Here is a 15,538-nt window from a genome sequence, read left to right as displayed (position 1 = left end):
CCTCCTCCCAACGGGGAGGGGCTGCGTTCTGCTCCCTCTCCCCGCGGGGAGAGGGCCGGGGTGAGGGGTCTTCTTTCGCTCCGCAATCGTGCTCCCCCTCACCCGGCCGCTTTCGCGGCCGACCTCTCCCCAACGGGGAGAGGTGAGAAGAAGAAAGTCGTCCCCATGCCCGCTCCCGTCTCCTTCGGCATCGCCATGCGCAACTTCACCCGCTTCCCCGAACTGCCGGACGCGCCGGCGCTGGTGGATTACGGGGTACGGATGGAGGAACTCGGCTTCGAGTCGCTCTGGGTATGGGACCACATCCTGCTCGGCACCGACCCGCATTTCCCGATCATCGATTCGCTGACCCTGCTCACCGCCGTGGCGGCGCGCACCAAGACCATCAAGATCGGCACCGGCGTGCTGGTGCTGCCGCTGCGCAATCCCGTCGTGCTGGCCAAGCAGCTCGCCTCGATGGACCTGATCTCGAATGGCCGCCTGATGCTCGGCGCGGCGGTGGGCTGGTACAAGCGCGAGTTCGACGCCATCGGCATCGCCCATGACAAGCGCGGCAAGATCATGGACCGCAACCTCGACATCATCAAAAGGCTGTGGACCGAGGACGGCGTCACCGGCGAATGGGACGAGCTGAACCTGCGCAACGCGGTGATGTTCCCCAAGCCGGTACAGAAGCCGCACCCGCCGATCCTGATCGGCGGCTATGTCGATGCGGTGCTCAAGCGCGTCGCCAAGCGCGGCGACGGCTGGCTCACCTATTTCTACACGCCGGAAGGCTATAACGAGGCCTGGGCGAAGATCTCCGCCTTCGCCGAGGAGGAAGGCCGCGACCCGGCCTCGCTCTACAGCCTCAACCAGCTGCCGATCTATGTCGGCCCGCGCGAGGTCGGCCTGCCGAAGATGAACGAGTGGCTGAACGCGGAATGGGATCTGTCCAAGGGCTCGCTCTCCACCTTCGACAGCGCCATCGTCGGCACGCCCGCCGAATGCGCCGAGCAGATCGCCCGCCATATCGAGACCGGCGTGAAGAAGATCGTCTTCGTGCCCTGGCGCTACGAGAAGGAGCAGATCGACCTGCTCGCCCACGAGGTGCTGCCGCTGCTGCGCAAGTGAGCCAGCGAATGATCCGGGGCGGAGCCCATCCGCCGGGCTCCGCGGCACGCCTGCAGAAGAGCAACGGCCCGCCCCGCGCGAAGGGGCGGGTCGTTTTGTTTCATCGGTCAGACAGTGCCTTGCCGGCCGCACGGCGTAGGGACCTGTTTCGGATCATCCCGCCGGTGTCTCTGCGGCCGCGCGTGCCCCGGGTGCGGCCGACGACCCATTGCCCGATGCAAGCAACCGGAAAGCATGTCCACCATTTTGGACCGGCCGCTGCGGAAGACCGGCCGCTTTCTCTCGACTCCCGGGGTTGCGCTGCTACGGTGCCGCGCCGGGATGTCGCTTAGCCTCAGGAGAACACGCGTGAAACTGCCTTCGATCGCCGTGCTGGCGCTGGTCAGCATCACCGCCGCCGCATGCGTGACCACGACGCAGAACAAGGAAAACATGCTGTCGGCCGCCGGCTTCCAGATGCGCCTCGCCAATACGCCGGAGAAAGTGGCGTCGCTGAAGAGCCTGCCGCCGCACAAATTCACCATCCAGAGCCAGAACGGCCAGCCGGTGTTCCTCTATGCCGACCCGACGGTGTGCGGCTGCCTCTATGTCGGCACGCAGGAAAACTTCCAGAACTACCAGCAGATGGCGTTCCAGCAGCGCATGGTCAACGAGCAGCAGATGACCGCCATGATGAACCAGCAGACCGCCTTCGACTACAGCCCCTGGGGCGACGGCCCGTGGGGGCCGATGATGCCGATCGACTGATCGGCCCGCAGGACGGCCGGCGGCGGCTCAGCCCCGCCGCGCCGCGAGACTGGCTTTCAGGCTCCCCACCCTGGCGAACTTGCCCGCCGCCGGCTCGACGCGCGGGGTCAGCGCGTTGGCGGCATAGGAGCGCTGCTTCTGCCGCGACGGCGCGTCGTCATAAGTGGTGGTGCGCTGGCGGGCGAGGCGGCCGGCGGCGCGCACCGCCGCCTCCATGCGGTCGGGCGGGAATTCCTGCCCGTGCATGCCGCCGGCGGCGCGGCTGATCGATTCGTCCATCAGCGTGCCGCCGATGTCGTTGGCGCCCGAGCGCAGCGCCGCGACGATGCCGCCCTCGCCGAGCTTCACCCAGCTGGCCTGCACGTTGGGGATCACCGGATGCAAGGCGAGCCGCCCCACCGCGTGCATCAGCAGCGCCTCGCGCCGCGACGGCCCCTGCCGCGTGCCGCCCTTGAGGTAGAGCGGCGCCTCCATGTGCAGGAAAGGCAGCGGCACGAATTCGGTGATGCCGCCGGTCTCCTCCTGCAGATGCCGCAGGCGGATGAGATGCCGCGCCCAGTGGCGGTAATGGTCGACATGGCCGAACATGATGGTGGAGGTGGTCTTCAGCCCGACGCGATGGGCGGCGCCGACCGTTTCCAGCCACTCGGCGGTGTTCAGCTTGTCCGGGCAGATGATCGCCCGAACTTCGTCGTCGAGGATCTCCGCCGCCGTGCCGGGCAGCGTGCCGAGGCCGGCTTCTTTCAGCGCGACGAGGAAGTCCGGCACCGACAGGCCGAGCGTCGCCGCGCCGTGCCGCACCTCGAGCGAAGAGAAGGCGTGGACATGCATGTCCGGCACCGCCTGCTTCACCGCGCGGACGATGGAGAGATAGGTCTCGCCGGAGAAATCCGGGTGGATGCCGCCCTGCATGCACACTTCGGTGGCGCCGCGCTCCCACGCCTCCACCGCCCGGCGCTGGATCTCGCCGAGGTCGAGCTCATAGGGCTTGCCGCGCAGATGCTCGTTGTGCCGCCCCTTTGAGAAGGCGCAGAAGCCGCAGCGATAGGAGCAGACATTGGTGTAGTTGATGTTGCGGGTGACGACATAGGAGACGGTGTCGCCCACCGCCTCGCGCCGCAGCGCATCCGCCGCCTCCGCCACGCGCTGCGCCTCGTGGCCGCGGGCTTCGAACAGGCGGACGATCTCGGCTTCCTCCAGCCCGCGCCCGGCGAACGCCCGGTCGAAGAGGGCGTCGAGATCCCTCCCCTCGCCCGCGATCGAAGGACGAGCAATCACGGGATTTGCGGGCCATTCGACGACGGTGCTGTCGAAGCTCTCGCCCTCACCGACGCGCCAGCCGCTCTCATGGGCGAGGCCACCGGCATCGGCGCGGCGCAGCACGAAGGGCGTCACCGCCGTGTCGAGCCAGCGCGGCGCGTCGAACAGATAGGCCGGGTAAACGGCGAGCCGGGGGCTGAGCACCTTGCCGGCCTTGGCGGTGGCATTGGCGAGCGCGGCCAGCGCCGGCCACGGCGCCTCCGGGTTCACATGATCAGGCGTCACCGGCGACACGCCGCCCCAATCATTGATGCCGGCGGCGATCAGCGGGCCCAGTTCGTCGGCGCGCAAATTCGGCGGGGCCTGGATGGAAATGGACGGCCCGAGAATCAGCCGCGCCAGCGCGATGGTCCACAAATGCTCGTCGAGGCTCGGCTCCGGCGCGTTCACCATGCGGGTGCCGGGCTTGGCGCGAAAGTTCTGGATGATGACTTCCTGCACATGGCCGTGGCGGGCATGGCTGTCGCGAATGGAGAGCAGCGCCTCCACCCGCTCGGCCCGCGTCTCGCCGATGCCGATCAAGAGGCCGGTGGTGAACGGCACCTGCGCCTCGCCGGCCGCCTCCAGCGTTGCCAGTCGGGCGGCGGGCAGCTTGTCCGGCGAGCCAAAATGCGGGCCGCCGCGCGCCGAGAGCCGCTCGGCGGTGGTCTCGATCATCATGCCCTGCGAGGCGGATGCCTTGCGCAGCCCGCGCAGATCTTCAACCGTCAGCACGCCGGCATTGAGATGCGGCAGCAGGCCGGTCTCGCGCAACACCAGCTCCGCCATCGCCGCGAGATAGTCGACCGTGCTCGCATAGCCGAGCGCCGCCAGTTCCTCGCGGGCGACCCTGTAGCGTAGCTCCGGCTTGTCGCCGAGGGTGAACAGCGCCTCGTCGCAGCCGACGCGGGCGCCGGCGCGGGCGATCTCCAACACCTCTTCCGGGGTGAGGAAGGCGCGCTGCCCCCGGCGCGGCGGATGCGCGAAGGTGCAGTAGTGGCAGACGTCGCGGCACAGCTGGGTGAGCGGGATGAACACCTTGCGCGAGACGGTGACCACGCCGCCGAAGCCGGCGTCGCGCACCGAGGCGGCCGCGCGCATCAGCCCGGCGGTGTCGCCCTCTCCCGCCAGCGCCAAAGCGGCGTCGCGGTCGAGGCCGCCCGTCCCCAGCACCCGCCGGGCAAGATCGTCCCACCGCGCCGCCGCGTCGTCCATTCCCATCAGCCTTCCATCACTTCCGGCAGGGTGAGCAGCTCGATTCCCGCCGCCTTCAGCGCATCGCGCACCGCGCCCGCCACGACGATGGCGGTCGGCTCGTCACCATGTACGCAGAGCGAGTCGAATTTCGTCGGCATTTTCTTGCCATTCACCGAAATGATTTCGCCATCCTGCACCATGCGCACCGTGCGCTCGGCGGCCACCTGCGGGTCCTTGATCACCGCGCGCGGATCGGTACGGGTCAGCAGGTTGCCCTCGTCGTCATAGAGCCGGTCGATGAAGGCCTCGCGGGAAAGCTTCAGGTCCAGCGCCAGCGCCGCCTTCTCCATCTCGGAATTCGACAGCGCGAGATAATAGAGGCTGGGATCGACCGTCTTGATCGCCCGGCCGATGGCGAGCGCATAGTCCTTGTCGATGGCCGCCATGTTGTTGAGCGCGCCGTGCGGCTTCACATGCGTGACCTTCACGCCGGCATAGGCGGCCATGCCGGCCAGCGCACCGAGCTGGTAGGCGACGAGATATTCGAGATCATTGGCGTTCATGCGGATCTGCCGGCGGCCGAAGCCCCAGATGTCGTTGAAGCCGGGATGCGCGCCGATGGAGACGCCGTTCTCCTTGGCCTTCAGGCACACGTCGCGCATCACCGTGGCGTCGCCGGCATGCAGGCCGCAGGCGACGTTGACGCTCTGCACGATCTTGAGGATCGCGGCATCGTTGCCGATGTCATAATGGCCGTAGCCTTCGCCCATGTCGGCATTGATGTTGATGCGGGTTGCCAAAGACGCCTCCTGAATCGATGAACCCGAAGGGAAAGCCTCACCCCTCGACAGCTGACTTATTAAGGCATTAAATTATCATGCCTTTCAAGCTGAAACATCCTAACATTAGGATGATTGACGCACAGCAATATCCTTCCTGACACGCCCAGCATCGGAGTGCCATGGTGGCGACCTTTTCGCCGGACGGGAACCGTCTCGACCGCCTCGCCCGCTTTCTCTGCGTCGGCGACACCGCCTTCGCCATCGAGTTCGGCACCGGCATCGATCCGGTGCTGAATGCGCGGGTGCATCGCGCCGCCGCGCTGATCCGCGAGGCGGCGATGGCGGGGGTGGTGGAGACGGTGCCGAGCTTCCGCTCGCTGCTGGTGCATTACGACCCGCTTGCCACCAGCGCCGCCGCTCTCCGGGAGGCCATGGGCGAGATCGACCTCGGCGAGGCGGTGGTGAGCGCACCGGAGCGGGTATGGGTGATCCCCGCCCTCTATGGCGGCGAGGCCGGTCCCGACCTCGAGGAGGTGGCCAGCGCCACCGGCCTGTCGCCGGAGGAGGTGGTCTCCCGCCATGCCGGTACGCTGTTCCGCGTCTATGTGCAGGGCTTCCTGCCCGGCTTCGCCTATCTCGGCGTGCTGCCGCCGGAGCTGGAGCTGCCGCGCCTCGCCACGCCGCGCGTGCGGGTGCCGCCGGGCTCGGTCGCCATCGCCCAGCGCATGAGCGGCATCTATCCGGTGGAATCGCCGGGCGGCTGGCGGCTGATCGGCAACACGCCGCTGCGCCTCTTCGACGCCGGCTGGACACCGCCGACGCTGTTCGCGCCGGGCGACGGCGTGCGCTTCCGGCCTGTCGACGCCGGGGAGCACGCCGCCATCCGCGCCGCGGTCGCGCGTGGCGACTATGCACCCGAGCAGGAGGCCGGCCGATGAGCGCCCTCCTCGTCACCCAGCCCGGCCCGCAGACCACGGTGCAGGATCTCGGCCGCACCGGCGCACAGGCCTATGGCGTGCCGGTGTGCGGCGCGCTCGATCCGGTCGCGCTGCGCCTCGCCAATGCGCTGGTCGGCAACGATCCCGGCGCCGCCGCGCTCGAATGCCGCCTGATCGGCCCCGCCTTCACCGTCGAGGAGGCTCCGGTGCGGATCGCGCTCGCCGGTGCCGAGGCCGCCATCGACGTCACCCGCGGGGACGAGACGCGCAGCTATCCCGCCTGGCGCGCCATCGACGTGCCGGCCGGCGCCGGCGTGCGCATCGGCCCGCTGCGCGGCAGCGGCACGGCGGTGCTGGCGGTGACGGGCGGCGTGGAGGTCCCCGCGGTTCTCAACTCCCGCGCGACCGACCTCAAGGGCGGCTTCGGCGGGCTGGACGGCCGGGCGCTGAAGGCGGGCGACCGGCTGCCGATCGGCGCCGGCACACTGGGGAGCCCCTGCCTCGAACTGCCGCATCCGCCCGCGCTCGGCTTCGACGGCGCGCTACGGGTGGTATTGGGTCCGCAGGACGACGCCTTCACCGAGGCCGGCCTCGCGACGTTCCTCGGCAGCGCCTATCGCGTCTCGCGCGAGGCGGACCGCATGGGCATCCGCCTCGAAGGTGCGCCGCTCGCTTTCCGCACCTCCGCCGACATCACCTCCGACGGCATCACCACCGGCGCCATCCAGGTGCCGGGGTCGGGGCTTCCCATCGTGCTGCTGGCGGACCACCAGACGGTCGGCGGCTACGCCAAGATCGCCACCGTGATCTCCGCCGACCTGCCGCATGCCGGCCGGCTGCTGCCGGGCGCGGAGATCCGCTTCCAGGCCGTGGGCATCGCCGAGGCGGAAGCTGCCCGCCGGGCGCTGGAACGCGAGATCCTCGGCCTCATCGCGTCGATGACGCCGGTGCGGGCGGCGGCCGAGATCGACCTTGCGGCGCTCTATTCGGCCAATCTCATCTCCGGGGCGGTCTCGGCGTGCGATCTCGACTAGCGAGGCGGGCGCATAAGTTTATGTGATACTGAAGATAAGATCATTCGTTGATTCTGCCGCTGGTTGAAGCGGCCGCGATGGGTACGACACGAGCCGATGCTGAAGGACAACACGGCCGCGCTGGCCAATCCCGACTACCGCCGCAGCCCGGTGCCCCGCTATCTGCAGATCGCCGGCGTCATCCGCCGCCGCATCGAGGACGGCGTCTGGGGACCGAACGAGAAGATCTCGACGTTGCAGGAGCTGGAGGCCGAGTTCCAGGTGGCCCGCGTCACCGTCCGCCAGGCGGTGGAGGTGCTGCAGGGCGAGGGACTGGTGCGCCGCATCCAGGGCAAGGGCACCTTCGTCTCCGGCGCGGTGGAAGAGAAGCGCTGGCTGACGCTCGACCTGAAATGGCACTCCATCGCCGGCATCATCGGGGCAAACGTGCCGCGCTTCGTGCCGGGAGCCACCCCCGCGGCACCGCCGCAGATCCGCCCCGAGGACGGCACGCCGGCCGCGCATTATCGCTATCTGGAGAGCGTGCAGTCGCGGCGCGGCCAGCCCTATTCCTTCGCGCGGGTGCATTTCGACGACGCCGTCTACCGGATGGCGCCCGCCCGCTTCGACCGCGAGCCGACCGTCAGCGTCATCGCCACGCTGGATGGCCTGAAGGTGGCGAAGGCCCGCCAATCCTTCATCGTCGGCACGGTCGAGCCGCGCGTCGCCAATCTGCTCGCCATCGGCATCGGCTTCCCGACGGTGGAGGCGCATCTCGTCGTCACCGACGACGCCGATACGGTGATCTATGTCGCCGACATCATCTATCGCGGCGATTGCGTGCAGCTGGACGTCGACCTGCTGCGGTGAAGCGCGGGGCTGGCGCGCCCAGGCAAGCATCCTTCGAGGCCCAGTTCCACCTGGCGCACCCGGACCAAGGCGTGGATGCCCGGACCAAGCCCGGGCATGACGACGTCGGAAGCGGCTGCCTCGGTCGGCTGACCGCTTGTTCCGCTCACCCGCGCCCGAACAGCCGGGCCAGCCAGCCCTTCACCACGCTCCATGCCAGCGCGCCGGCGTCGAGCGAGGCGTTCGCCGCCACCGGCGCCTCGCCCTTGAGGTGAGCCGCGAGATTGGCGGCGAAGCTCTGCGTCAGCCGTGCCGCGAGATCGCGGGCAATGGCGCCGCGGCTCATCTGCGCCAGCGGGCCCTGCATCACATAGGCGACCTCGACGGTCACCCGCGTGGCCTCCCGAGGAGCCTCCCCTGCCTCGTCGAGCCGATAGGCGAGCCGGGCACGCAGCTGCGTGGCGCTGCGGCTATCGACGCCGCGCCCGTCGATGACGCCGGACCAGCTGGCCGGATCGGCCACGATGCGCCCGGTGCCGCCGAACGCCGCCTGCATCGGCCCGAGCTTCACCACCATCTCGGCGGCAAGGCTGCGCCCGTCGCTCGGCGCGGTGAGCCGCGCACCGGGCAGGCAGGCGATCACCTGCTCCGGCGACTGGAACAATGCCCAGACGGTTGCGCGCGGCGCCGGCACCTCGAAGCTCTCGCCGAGCTCGACCGGATTGTGCAGCGGCTCGTCGTCGGGCGTGGCGTCCGGCGACAATTCCGCCGGCAAGGCGATGGCCGATGCCGGCGGGTCTACCGGCGTCCGGCCGGCCGGCGACAGCGGCAGGCTGAGCGGCGAGGCATAGGACGGCGGCGTCAGCACCGTGCCGCGCGTCACCACCGCCGCCTCGCGTCCGGCGGCCACCTTCCTGATCGCGCGGATGATGCCGACATAGCCGGTGCAGCGGCACAGATTGCCCGCCAGCTCGTGGCGGATGACGTCGTCGTCCGCCTGCGGCCGGCGCAGCACGATGTCGCGCGCCATCACCAGCATGCCGGGCGTGCAGAAGCCGCATTGCAGGCCGTGCTCGTCCATGAAGGCCTCACGCAGCTCGCCGGCCACCGCGTCGTCGGCCAGCCCCTCGACGGTGGTGATGCGGGCGCCGTCGAGCATCGCGGGAAAGGCGATGCAGGAGCGCGCGGGCGCGCCGTCGATCAGCACGGTGCAGGCGCCGCACACGCCGTGCTCGCAGCCGAGATGGGTGGCAGTGAGCAGCATCTCCTCGCGCAGGAAATCGGCGAGGTGCTGGCGCGGCTCGACACGCGCCTCGATCGGGCGGCCATTCACTTCGAGGGTGATCGGGATCATGCGGGCAGGCTTTCGGAATTCAGCGCTTCAATAGCCTGGGAGATGACCTTCCGATGCAGGCGCAGCGTCGACGGATCGGCGGCAAGGCCGGCGCTCGCGAGACGTTCATCGAGAAGGCGCGGATCGGCGAGGACGCCCTTCGCCTCGGTGACGACAATGTGCCGCCCCTCGGTGGCGCCGATGACGAGGCGGTGCACGCCGCGAACGTCGTCCGCCAGCACCGCGCACATCGCCTCGGCGAACTCGCCGACCTTGCGGCAGGACTTGCGGTAGCCGAAACGCGCCCCCGCCGAGCAGCGCGGCACGAAGACACCGGTGACGATCTCGCCATCCTCCAGCGCGGTGGAGAAGGCGCCGAGCAGGAAATCCTCCAGCGCCAGCTCGCGGGTGCCGGACGGGCCGGCCAGCGCCACGCGGGCGCCGAGTGCGGTCAGCGTGGTCGGCCAGTCGGCGGCGGGATCGGCGTGGACGAGGCTGCCGCCGACCGTGCCGCGATTGCGGACCGCGCGATAGGCGATGCCGTGGGCGATGCGGGCGAGGAAGCCCGGCGTCGGATCCGGCACCACGCCGTCCTCGAATTCGGCATGGGTGATGGCGGCGCCGTAGAGCACGCCGTCGGCGCGCTCCTCGACGCGGCGCAGCCCGGGGATCTTCGCGACGTCGACCAGCGTCGAGGGCCGGGCGAGACGCAGGTTCAGCATCGGCCCCAGGCTCTGGCCGCCGGCCACCGGCTTGGCGGCCCCATCTTCGACCAGCGCCGCCACCGCCTCGGCGACCGTGGCCGGACGCCGATAATCGAAACGCGCGGCCTTCACGAAACCGCCCCTTCGCGCGCGGCGGCCACCGCCGCCCGCACCCGGCGCGGCGTCATCGGCGACATGGAGAGCTCGACACCCAGCCCCTTCAGCGCGTCGTTGATGGCGTTGCCCAGCGCCGCCGGCGGGGCGATGGCGCCGCCCTCGCCGATGCCCTTCTGGCCGAAGCGGGTGTTGGGCGAGGGCGTCTGGATATGGTCGATGCGCACGGCCGGCATCTCGCCGGCGCCGGGCAGCAGATAGTCGGCGAGCGTCGAGGCCAGGGGCTGGCCGTGCTCGTCATAGGTCATCTCCTCGTAAAGCGCGGTGCCGATGCCCTGCGCGGTGCCGCCATAGATCTGGCCGTCCACCACCATCGGGTTGAGCAGCACGCCGCCATCCTCGACGATGACGTAATCGAGGATCTCCACCTCGCCGGTCTCCGGCTCCACCGCCACCACCGCGGCATGGCTGGCATAGGAGAAGGTGCCGGTGTCCACCGTCGGCCTGTAGCCGGCGACGAGATCGAGGCCGTCCGGGTGGATATCGGCCGGCAGATTCTGCGGCGCGAGGTACCAGGTCTTCGCCACCTCGGCGAAACTGACGGAGCCGGCCGGCCCCACCACCTCAGCGTCGCGGATCGCCACGGCCTCCTCGGGCGCCTGCAGCAGATGCGCGCCGATACGCTTGATGCGCTCGCCGAGCCGCTCGCAGGCGCTGGCGACCGCGCCGCCCGACATCACCGCCGAACGCGAGCCCCAGGTACCGGTGGAATAGGGCGTCATCGCCGTATCGCCATGCACGACGTTCACCTGCGCGGGGTCGATGCCCAGCACTTCGCAGGCGACCTGCGCCATGGTGGTCTCCATGGACTGGCCGTGGCTCTGGGCGCCGATGCGCACTTCCAGCGTGCCGTCCGGGGTCAGGCGGGCGCCGCAGCTCTCGATGCCCGGCACCATCGGGATGCCCCAGCCGTGATAGACTGAGGTGCCGTGCGCGCCCTGCTCGCAATAGGTGGCGTAGCCGAGGCCGACGAGACGACCATCCGCCTCGCCCGCCTGCTGGCGCGCCCGCACCGCCTCATGGCCGATCATCTCCCGCGCCCGGCGCAGGCTCTCGGGATAGTCGCCCATGTCGAAATCCTTGCCGGTGATCGAGGTGAACGGCATCTGCTCGGGGCGGACGAGGTTGCGCATCCGCACGTCACAGGGGTCGAGCCCGGCTTCGCGGGCGACCGCGTCGATCATCAGCTCCATCGCCGTGCACACGCCGGTACGGGCGACGCCGCGATAGGGCACGATGGGCGGCTTGTTGGAGCACACCGACGTGGTGCGGCATCGATAAGCCGGCAAATTATAAGGTCCCGGCAGGTTCGACACCACCTGCGCGCCTTCGAGGCAGGCGGAGAACGGATAGACCGAATAGGCGCCGGCATCGACATGCGCCACCGCGTCGAGCCCGAGCAGCGTGCCGTCCGTGTCCGCATAGGCGGTCATCACATAATGATGCTCGCGGCAATTGGCGGCGGCGATCAGGTGCTCGCGGCGATCCTCCAGCCATTTCACCGGCCGGTCGAGCCTCAAGGCCGCCCAGGCGCAGCACACCTCCTCCGGTTGCAGCAGCCCCTTCCAGCCGAAGCCGCCGCCGACATCCGGCGCCACCACCCGGATCTGCCGAGTGTCGAGGCCGAGGCATTCGGCGAGGCCGGAGCGCACGATGTGGGGCATCTGCGTCGAGGTCCACAGCGCCAGCTGCTCGACATGCCGCTCATAGACGGCGATGCAGCCCTTGCCCTCCAGCGGCGACATGCATTGCCGGCTGGTGCGCACCTTGCGCGTCACCTTGATCGGCGCGCCCGCGAGCGTTCCTGCATCGAAATGCCTGTCGGTCTGCGAGACGAGGAACACATTGTCCGGCCACTCGTCATGCACCAGTGCCGCATCGGGCTCCACCGCGCGCAGCATGTCGTGATTGGCCGGCAGTTCCTCATAGTCGACGCCGATCTCTTCGATCAGGTCCTCCGCCTCGGCGCGGGTGTCGGCCAGCACCATCACCACCGGTTCGCCGGCGAAGCGCACCTTGCCGCTGGCCAGCGGCGGCTGGGCGGAGACGCGGAAGCCCGGCAGGCCGGTTCGGGCGAGGATGTCCTTCACGCCGACCATGTCGGCATGGGTGAAGGCCCGGCCCTTCAGATGCGCGGGGATGTGGATGGCCCGGATGCGGGCATGGGCGAAGGGCGAACGCAGGAAGGCGGCTTCGAGCTGGCCGGGGAAACGCATGTCGCCGATGAAACGCCCGCGCCCGGCCAGCAGCCGCGCATCCTCCTTGCGGCGGATGGAGGCGCCGACGCCCCGGCCTTTGCGCGACTCGTGGCTCGTTTCCTGCATGATCACGACCGACGATCCCCTGGCGGCAGTACCCATCACAAGGCACTATCCTATTCGATTATCGAGCTTATCAAACTATATGTGCTGATCTTTACACAAACAGTATCATTGGCAAGAGCGCAGAGCGGTTCTAAGCTGGGCCAACGGGTTCGAAGGGGAGCGTGTGATGAAATTCGGTGTGGGCCAGCCGTTCCGGCGCGTCGAGGATCAGCGCTTCATCACCGGCACCGGCCGCTACACCGACGACATCCATCATGACGGCGAGACCCATGGCTTCGTGGTGCGTTCCCCGGTCGCCCATGGCCTCCTGAACGGTGTCGACGCCGAGGCAGCGCGGGAGATGCCCGGCGTGCTCGCCATCTATACCGGCGCCGATCTCGCGGCCGACGGCATCGGCACCCTGCCGGCCGTCATCGTGCTCGACCATGTCGAGGGCGGCCGCATGCCCACCCCCCCCTATCACCCGCTGGCGCGGGAGAAGGTGACCTATCTCGGCCAGCCCGTCGCCTTCGTGGTCGCCGAAACCGCGCTGCAGGCACAGGAAGCCGCCGAGGCGGTGGTGCTGGACATCGAGGACCTGCCGGCGGTCGTCGATCCCGTCGCCGCCTTCGCCGAGGGCGCGCCGCAATTGCACCCGGAGGCGCCGGGGAATCTCGCGCTGCATTGGGCCCATGGCGATGTGACGGCGACGGAAGCGGCGCTCGCCGCCTCGCACCGCGTCGTCGAGATCGAGGTGGTGAACAACCGCATCGTCGTCGCCTCCATGGAGCCGCGCAACGCCATCGGCCTTCATGACGCCGAAACCGGCGACTTCACGCTGGTGACGGGTTCGCAGGGCAGCCACATGATCCGCGGCTGGCTGTTCGAGCAATTGTTCGGCGAGCCGGCGACCAAGCTGCGCGTCATCACCCCGGATGTCGGCGGCGGCTTCGGCATGAAGGCGATCCCCTATCCCGAGCAGGGGCTGGTGCTCTATGCCGCCCGCAAGCTCGGCCGCCCCGTGCGCTGGCAGTCGAGCCGCACCGAGGCCTTCCTCTCCGACACGCAGGGCCGCGACAATCTCTCGCGCGCCCGGCTCGGCCTCGACGCCGACAATCGCTTCACCGCGCTGCTGGTGGAGACCATGGTGCCCTGCGGCGGTGCGCTCTCGGCCTTCGGCGTCTATTGCCCGACGCTGTCCGGCCCGCCCATGGCGCCGGGCGTCTACCGCATTCCCATCGTCGCCACCGATGTGCGCGTCGCCTTCACCAACACCGCGCCGATGGACGCCTATCGCGGCGCCGGCCGACCGGAAGCCGCCTATCTCATCGAGCGCATCGTCGACAAGGCGGCCCGGGAACTGGGGCTGGCGCCGGAGGCGCTTCGCGCGCTCAACATGATCGCCCCCGAGGACATGCCGCACAGGACCGGAGCCGACGTCACCTATGATTCCGGCGACTTCGCCGCGGCGATGCGTGCGGGGATGGAGGCCGCCGACTGGGCCGGCTTCCCCGCCCGCCGGGCGCAGGCGGACGGGCTGATGCGCGGCATCGGCCTCGGTTACTACATCGAGCGCACCGGCGTGCCGGGCAAGGAAGGCGCGGTGGTGGAAATCTCCGCCGGGGGGGCGGTGACGGTGCATGTCGGCACCCAGTCCACCGGCCAGGGCCACGAGACCACCTATGTGCAGATGACCGCCGAAGCACTGGGTATCGATGTCGAGCGCATCACCGTGAAGACCGGCGATACCGACCAGCCGCTGCCCTCGGCCGGCGGCACGGTGGCGTCGCGCTCCATGGTGCATGGCGGCGGCGCGCTGCGGCTCGCCAATGGCGATCTCATCGGCAAGGCCCGGGCGGAGGCGGCGAAGCTGCTCGATGCCGTCCCGGACGAAATCGCCTTCGAGGACGGCGCCTTCCATGTGCCCGGCAGCAACCGGCATGTCGGCCTCCTGGAGGTGGCCGCGAAGGCGGGCGGCCTCACCGGCGTCGGCGATTTCGAGCAGATGATCGGCACCTTCCCTAACGGGGCGCATATTTGCGAGGTGGCTGTCGATCCCGAAACCGGCGCGATCAAGGTCGAGCGCTACACGGTGGTCGACGATTTCGGCCGCACGCTCAACCCGCTGGTACTGGCCGGACAGGTGCATGGCGGCATCGCGCAGGGCATCGGCCAGGCGATGCTGGAACATGTGGTCTACGACCCCGACAGCGGCCAGCTGCTGTCGGGGTCGTTCATGGATTATGCCCTGCCGCGCGCGGAGGACCTGCCCTTCTTCGAGGTTTCGACGCAGAACGTGCCCTGCACGACGAACCCGCTCGGCATCAAGGGCGCCGGCGAGGCCGGCGCGATCGGCGCGCCGCCGGCCTTCGTCAATGCGGTCATCGACGCGCTCGCGCCGTTCGGCATTACCGAACTCGACATGCCGCTCACCCCGTTCCGGGTGTGGGAGGCGATCGAAGCCGCCAAGGCGGGAACGAGCGCGGCGGCGTGAGGCCGGCGACGGCATCGGCCATCTCGTCGTCGACGGCCTCCTGTGCACCGGCATCCCGTCATCCCCGGGCTTGATCCGGGGGATCCACGCCCCGGCTGGGCGCGACGGCACCGGGAAGACGTGGATGGCCGGGACGAGCCCGGCCATGACGGATTGAAAGACACTCCTCGTCCGATGGAGGGCGCGCCATGTAACTGCGGCCTCTCATCGGCGAGCCGCGCGCCTCCACCCGGCGCGCCCTACTCCCTCTCCCCGTGGGGGAGAGGGGTGGGGTGAGGGGTCTTCCTGGCTTCCCAATCGCCCTCCCCCTCACCCGCCGCGTGTGGGAGGCGATCGAGACGGCAAGGCGGGAACGAGCGCGGCAGCGTGAGGCCGGCGACGGCATCGGCCATCTCGTCGTCGACGGCCTCCTGTGCACCGGCATCCCGTCATCCCCGGGCTTGATCCGGGGGATCCACGCTCCGGCTGGGCGCGACGGCACCGGGAAGACGTGGATGGCCGGGACGAGCCCGGCCATGACGGATTGAAAGACACTCCTCGTCCGACGATGGGCGCGCCATGTAACTGCGGCCTCTCATCGGCGAGCCGCGCG

General features: G+C 69.6%; 11 protein-coding genes. 6 read left to right on the top strand and 5 right to left on the bottom strand.

What is annotated here, in order from left to right; all coding sequences use genetic code 11:
- The first annotated feature begins 165 nt into the window (after positions 1–165).
- Both KHC19_RS22550 and KHC19_RS22545 read left to right on the top strand, forming a co-directional pair.
- Complete coding sequence (locus KHC19_RS22550; protein ID WP_213355688.1) at positions 166–1,113, top strand: LLM class flavin-dependent oxidoreductase; 948 nt, start codon at positions 166–168, stop codon at positions 1,111–1,113.
- Between the two features lie 348 nt (positions 1,114–1,461).
- Positions 1,462–1,860, top strand: a complete 399-nt coding sequence (locus KHC19_RS22545; protein WP_213355687.1) for a hypothetical protein — start codon at positions 1,462–1,464, stop codon at positions 1,858–1,860.
- A gap of 27 nt (positions 1,861–1,887) precedes the next feature.
- Here the strand turns inward: KHC19_RS22545 and cofH are convergent, their stop codons facing one another.
- Together cofH and KHC19_RS22535 are read right to left on the bottom strand one after the other, a co-directional pair.
- On the bottom strand, positions 1,888–4,374 hold the full coding sequence (gene cofH, locus KHC19_RS22540) for a 5-amino-6-(D-ribitylamino)uracil--L-tyrosine 4-hydroxyphenyl transferase CofH (protein ID WP_213356372.1): 2,487 nt from the start codon (positions 4,372–4,374) through the stop codon (positions 1,888–1,890).
- 5 nt (positions 4,375–4,379) lie between these two features.
- Positions 4,380–5,156: a LamB/YcsF family protein gene (locus tag KHC19_RS22535; protein WP_213355686.1), complete on the bottom strand. Its 777-nt coding sequence runs from the start codon at positions 5,154–5,156 to the stop codon at positions 4,380–4,382.
- A gap of 161 nt (positions 5,157–5,317) precedes the next feature.
- Here KHC19_RS22535 and pxpB point away from each other — a divergent pair, with 161 nt between their 5' ends.
- The 3 genes from pxpB (at position 5,318) to KHC19_RS22520 (ending at position 7,959) form a co-directional block, all read left to right on the top strand.
- Positions 5,318–6,076 carry a 5-oxoprolinase subunit PxpB gene (gene pxpB / locus KHC19_RS22530; RefSeq protein WP_213355685.1) on the top strand — a complete coding sequence of 253 codons (759 nt, stop codon included), beginning with the start codon at positions 5,318–5,320 and terminating at the stop codon, positions 6,074–6,076.
- Positions 6,073–7,110 (top strand): 5-oxoprolinase subunit C family protein, encoded by a 1,038-nt coding sequence (locus KHC19_RS22525; RefSeq protein WP_213355683.1) that lies wholly within the window; start codon positions 6,073–6,075, stop codon positions 7,108–7,110. Before pxpB ends, KHC19_RS22525 begins: the two co-directional genes overlap by 4 nt.
- A gap of 96 nt (positions 7,111–7,206) precedes the next feature.
- Entirely contained in the window at positions 7,207–7,959 is a 753-nt protein-coding gene (locus KHC19_RS22520) for a GntR family transcriptional regulator (protein WP_213355681.1), read from the top strand.
- 145 nt (positions 7,960–8,104) lie between these two features.
- Here KHC19_RS22520 and KHC19_RS22515 read toward each other — a convergent pair whose 3' ends face one another.
- The 3 genes from KHC19_RS22515 to KHC19_RS22505 are packed head-to-tail and all read right to left on the bottom strand — an operon-like array spanning position 8,105 to position 12,473.
- Positions 8,105–9,292, bottom strand: a complete 1,188-nt coding sequence (locus tag KHC19_RS22515; protein WP_213355679.1) for a xanthine dehydrogenase family Fe-S subunit — start codon at positions 9,290–9,292, stop codon at positions 8,105–8,107.
- Positions 9,289–10,107 carry an FAD binding domain-containing protein gene (locus tag KHC19_RS22510; protein ID WP_213355678.1) on the bottom strand — a complete coding sequence of 273 codons (819 nt, stop codon included), beginning with the start codon at positions 10,105–10,107 and terminating at the stop codon, positions 9,289–9,291. The genes KHC19_RS22515 and KHC19_RS22510 overlap by 4 nt, the downstream gene beginning before the upstream one ends.
- Positions 10,104–12,473: a xanthine dehydrogenase family protein molybdopterin-binding subunit gene (locus KHC19_RS22505; RefSeq protein ID WP_246549525.1), complete on the bottom strand. Its 2,370-nt coding sequence runs from the start codon at positions 12,471–12,473 to the stop codon at positions 10,104–10,106. Before KHC19_RS22505 ends, KHC19_RS22510 begins: the two co-directional genes overlap by 4 nt.
- 166 nt (positions 12,474–12,639) lie before the next feature.
- Here KHC19_RS22505 and KHC19_RS22500 point away from each other — a divergent pair, with 166 nt between their 5' ends.
- Entirely contained in the window at positions 12,640–14,946 is a 2,307-nt protein-coding gene (locus KHC19_RS22500) for a xanthine dehydrogenase family protein molybdopterin-binding subunit (protein ID WP_213355676.1), read from the top strand.
- The last annotated feature ends 592 nt before the right edge of the window (positions 14,947–15,538 follow it).

Source organism: Ancylobacter oerskovii, assembly GCF_018390555.1.
Lineage (GTDB): Bacteria > Pseudomonadota > Alphaproteobacteria > Rhizobiales > Xanthobacteraceae > Ancylobacter > Ancylobacter oerskovii.
This window is presented reverse-complemented; position numbering and strand designations above follow the sequence as displayed.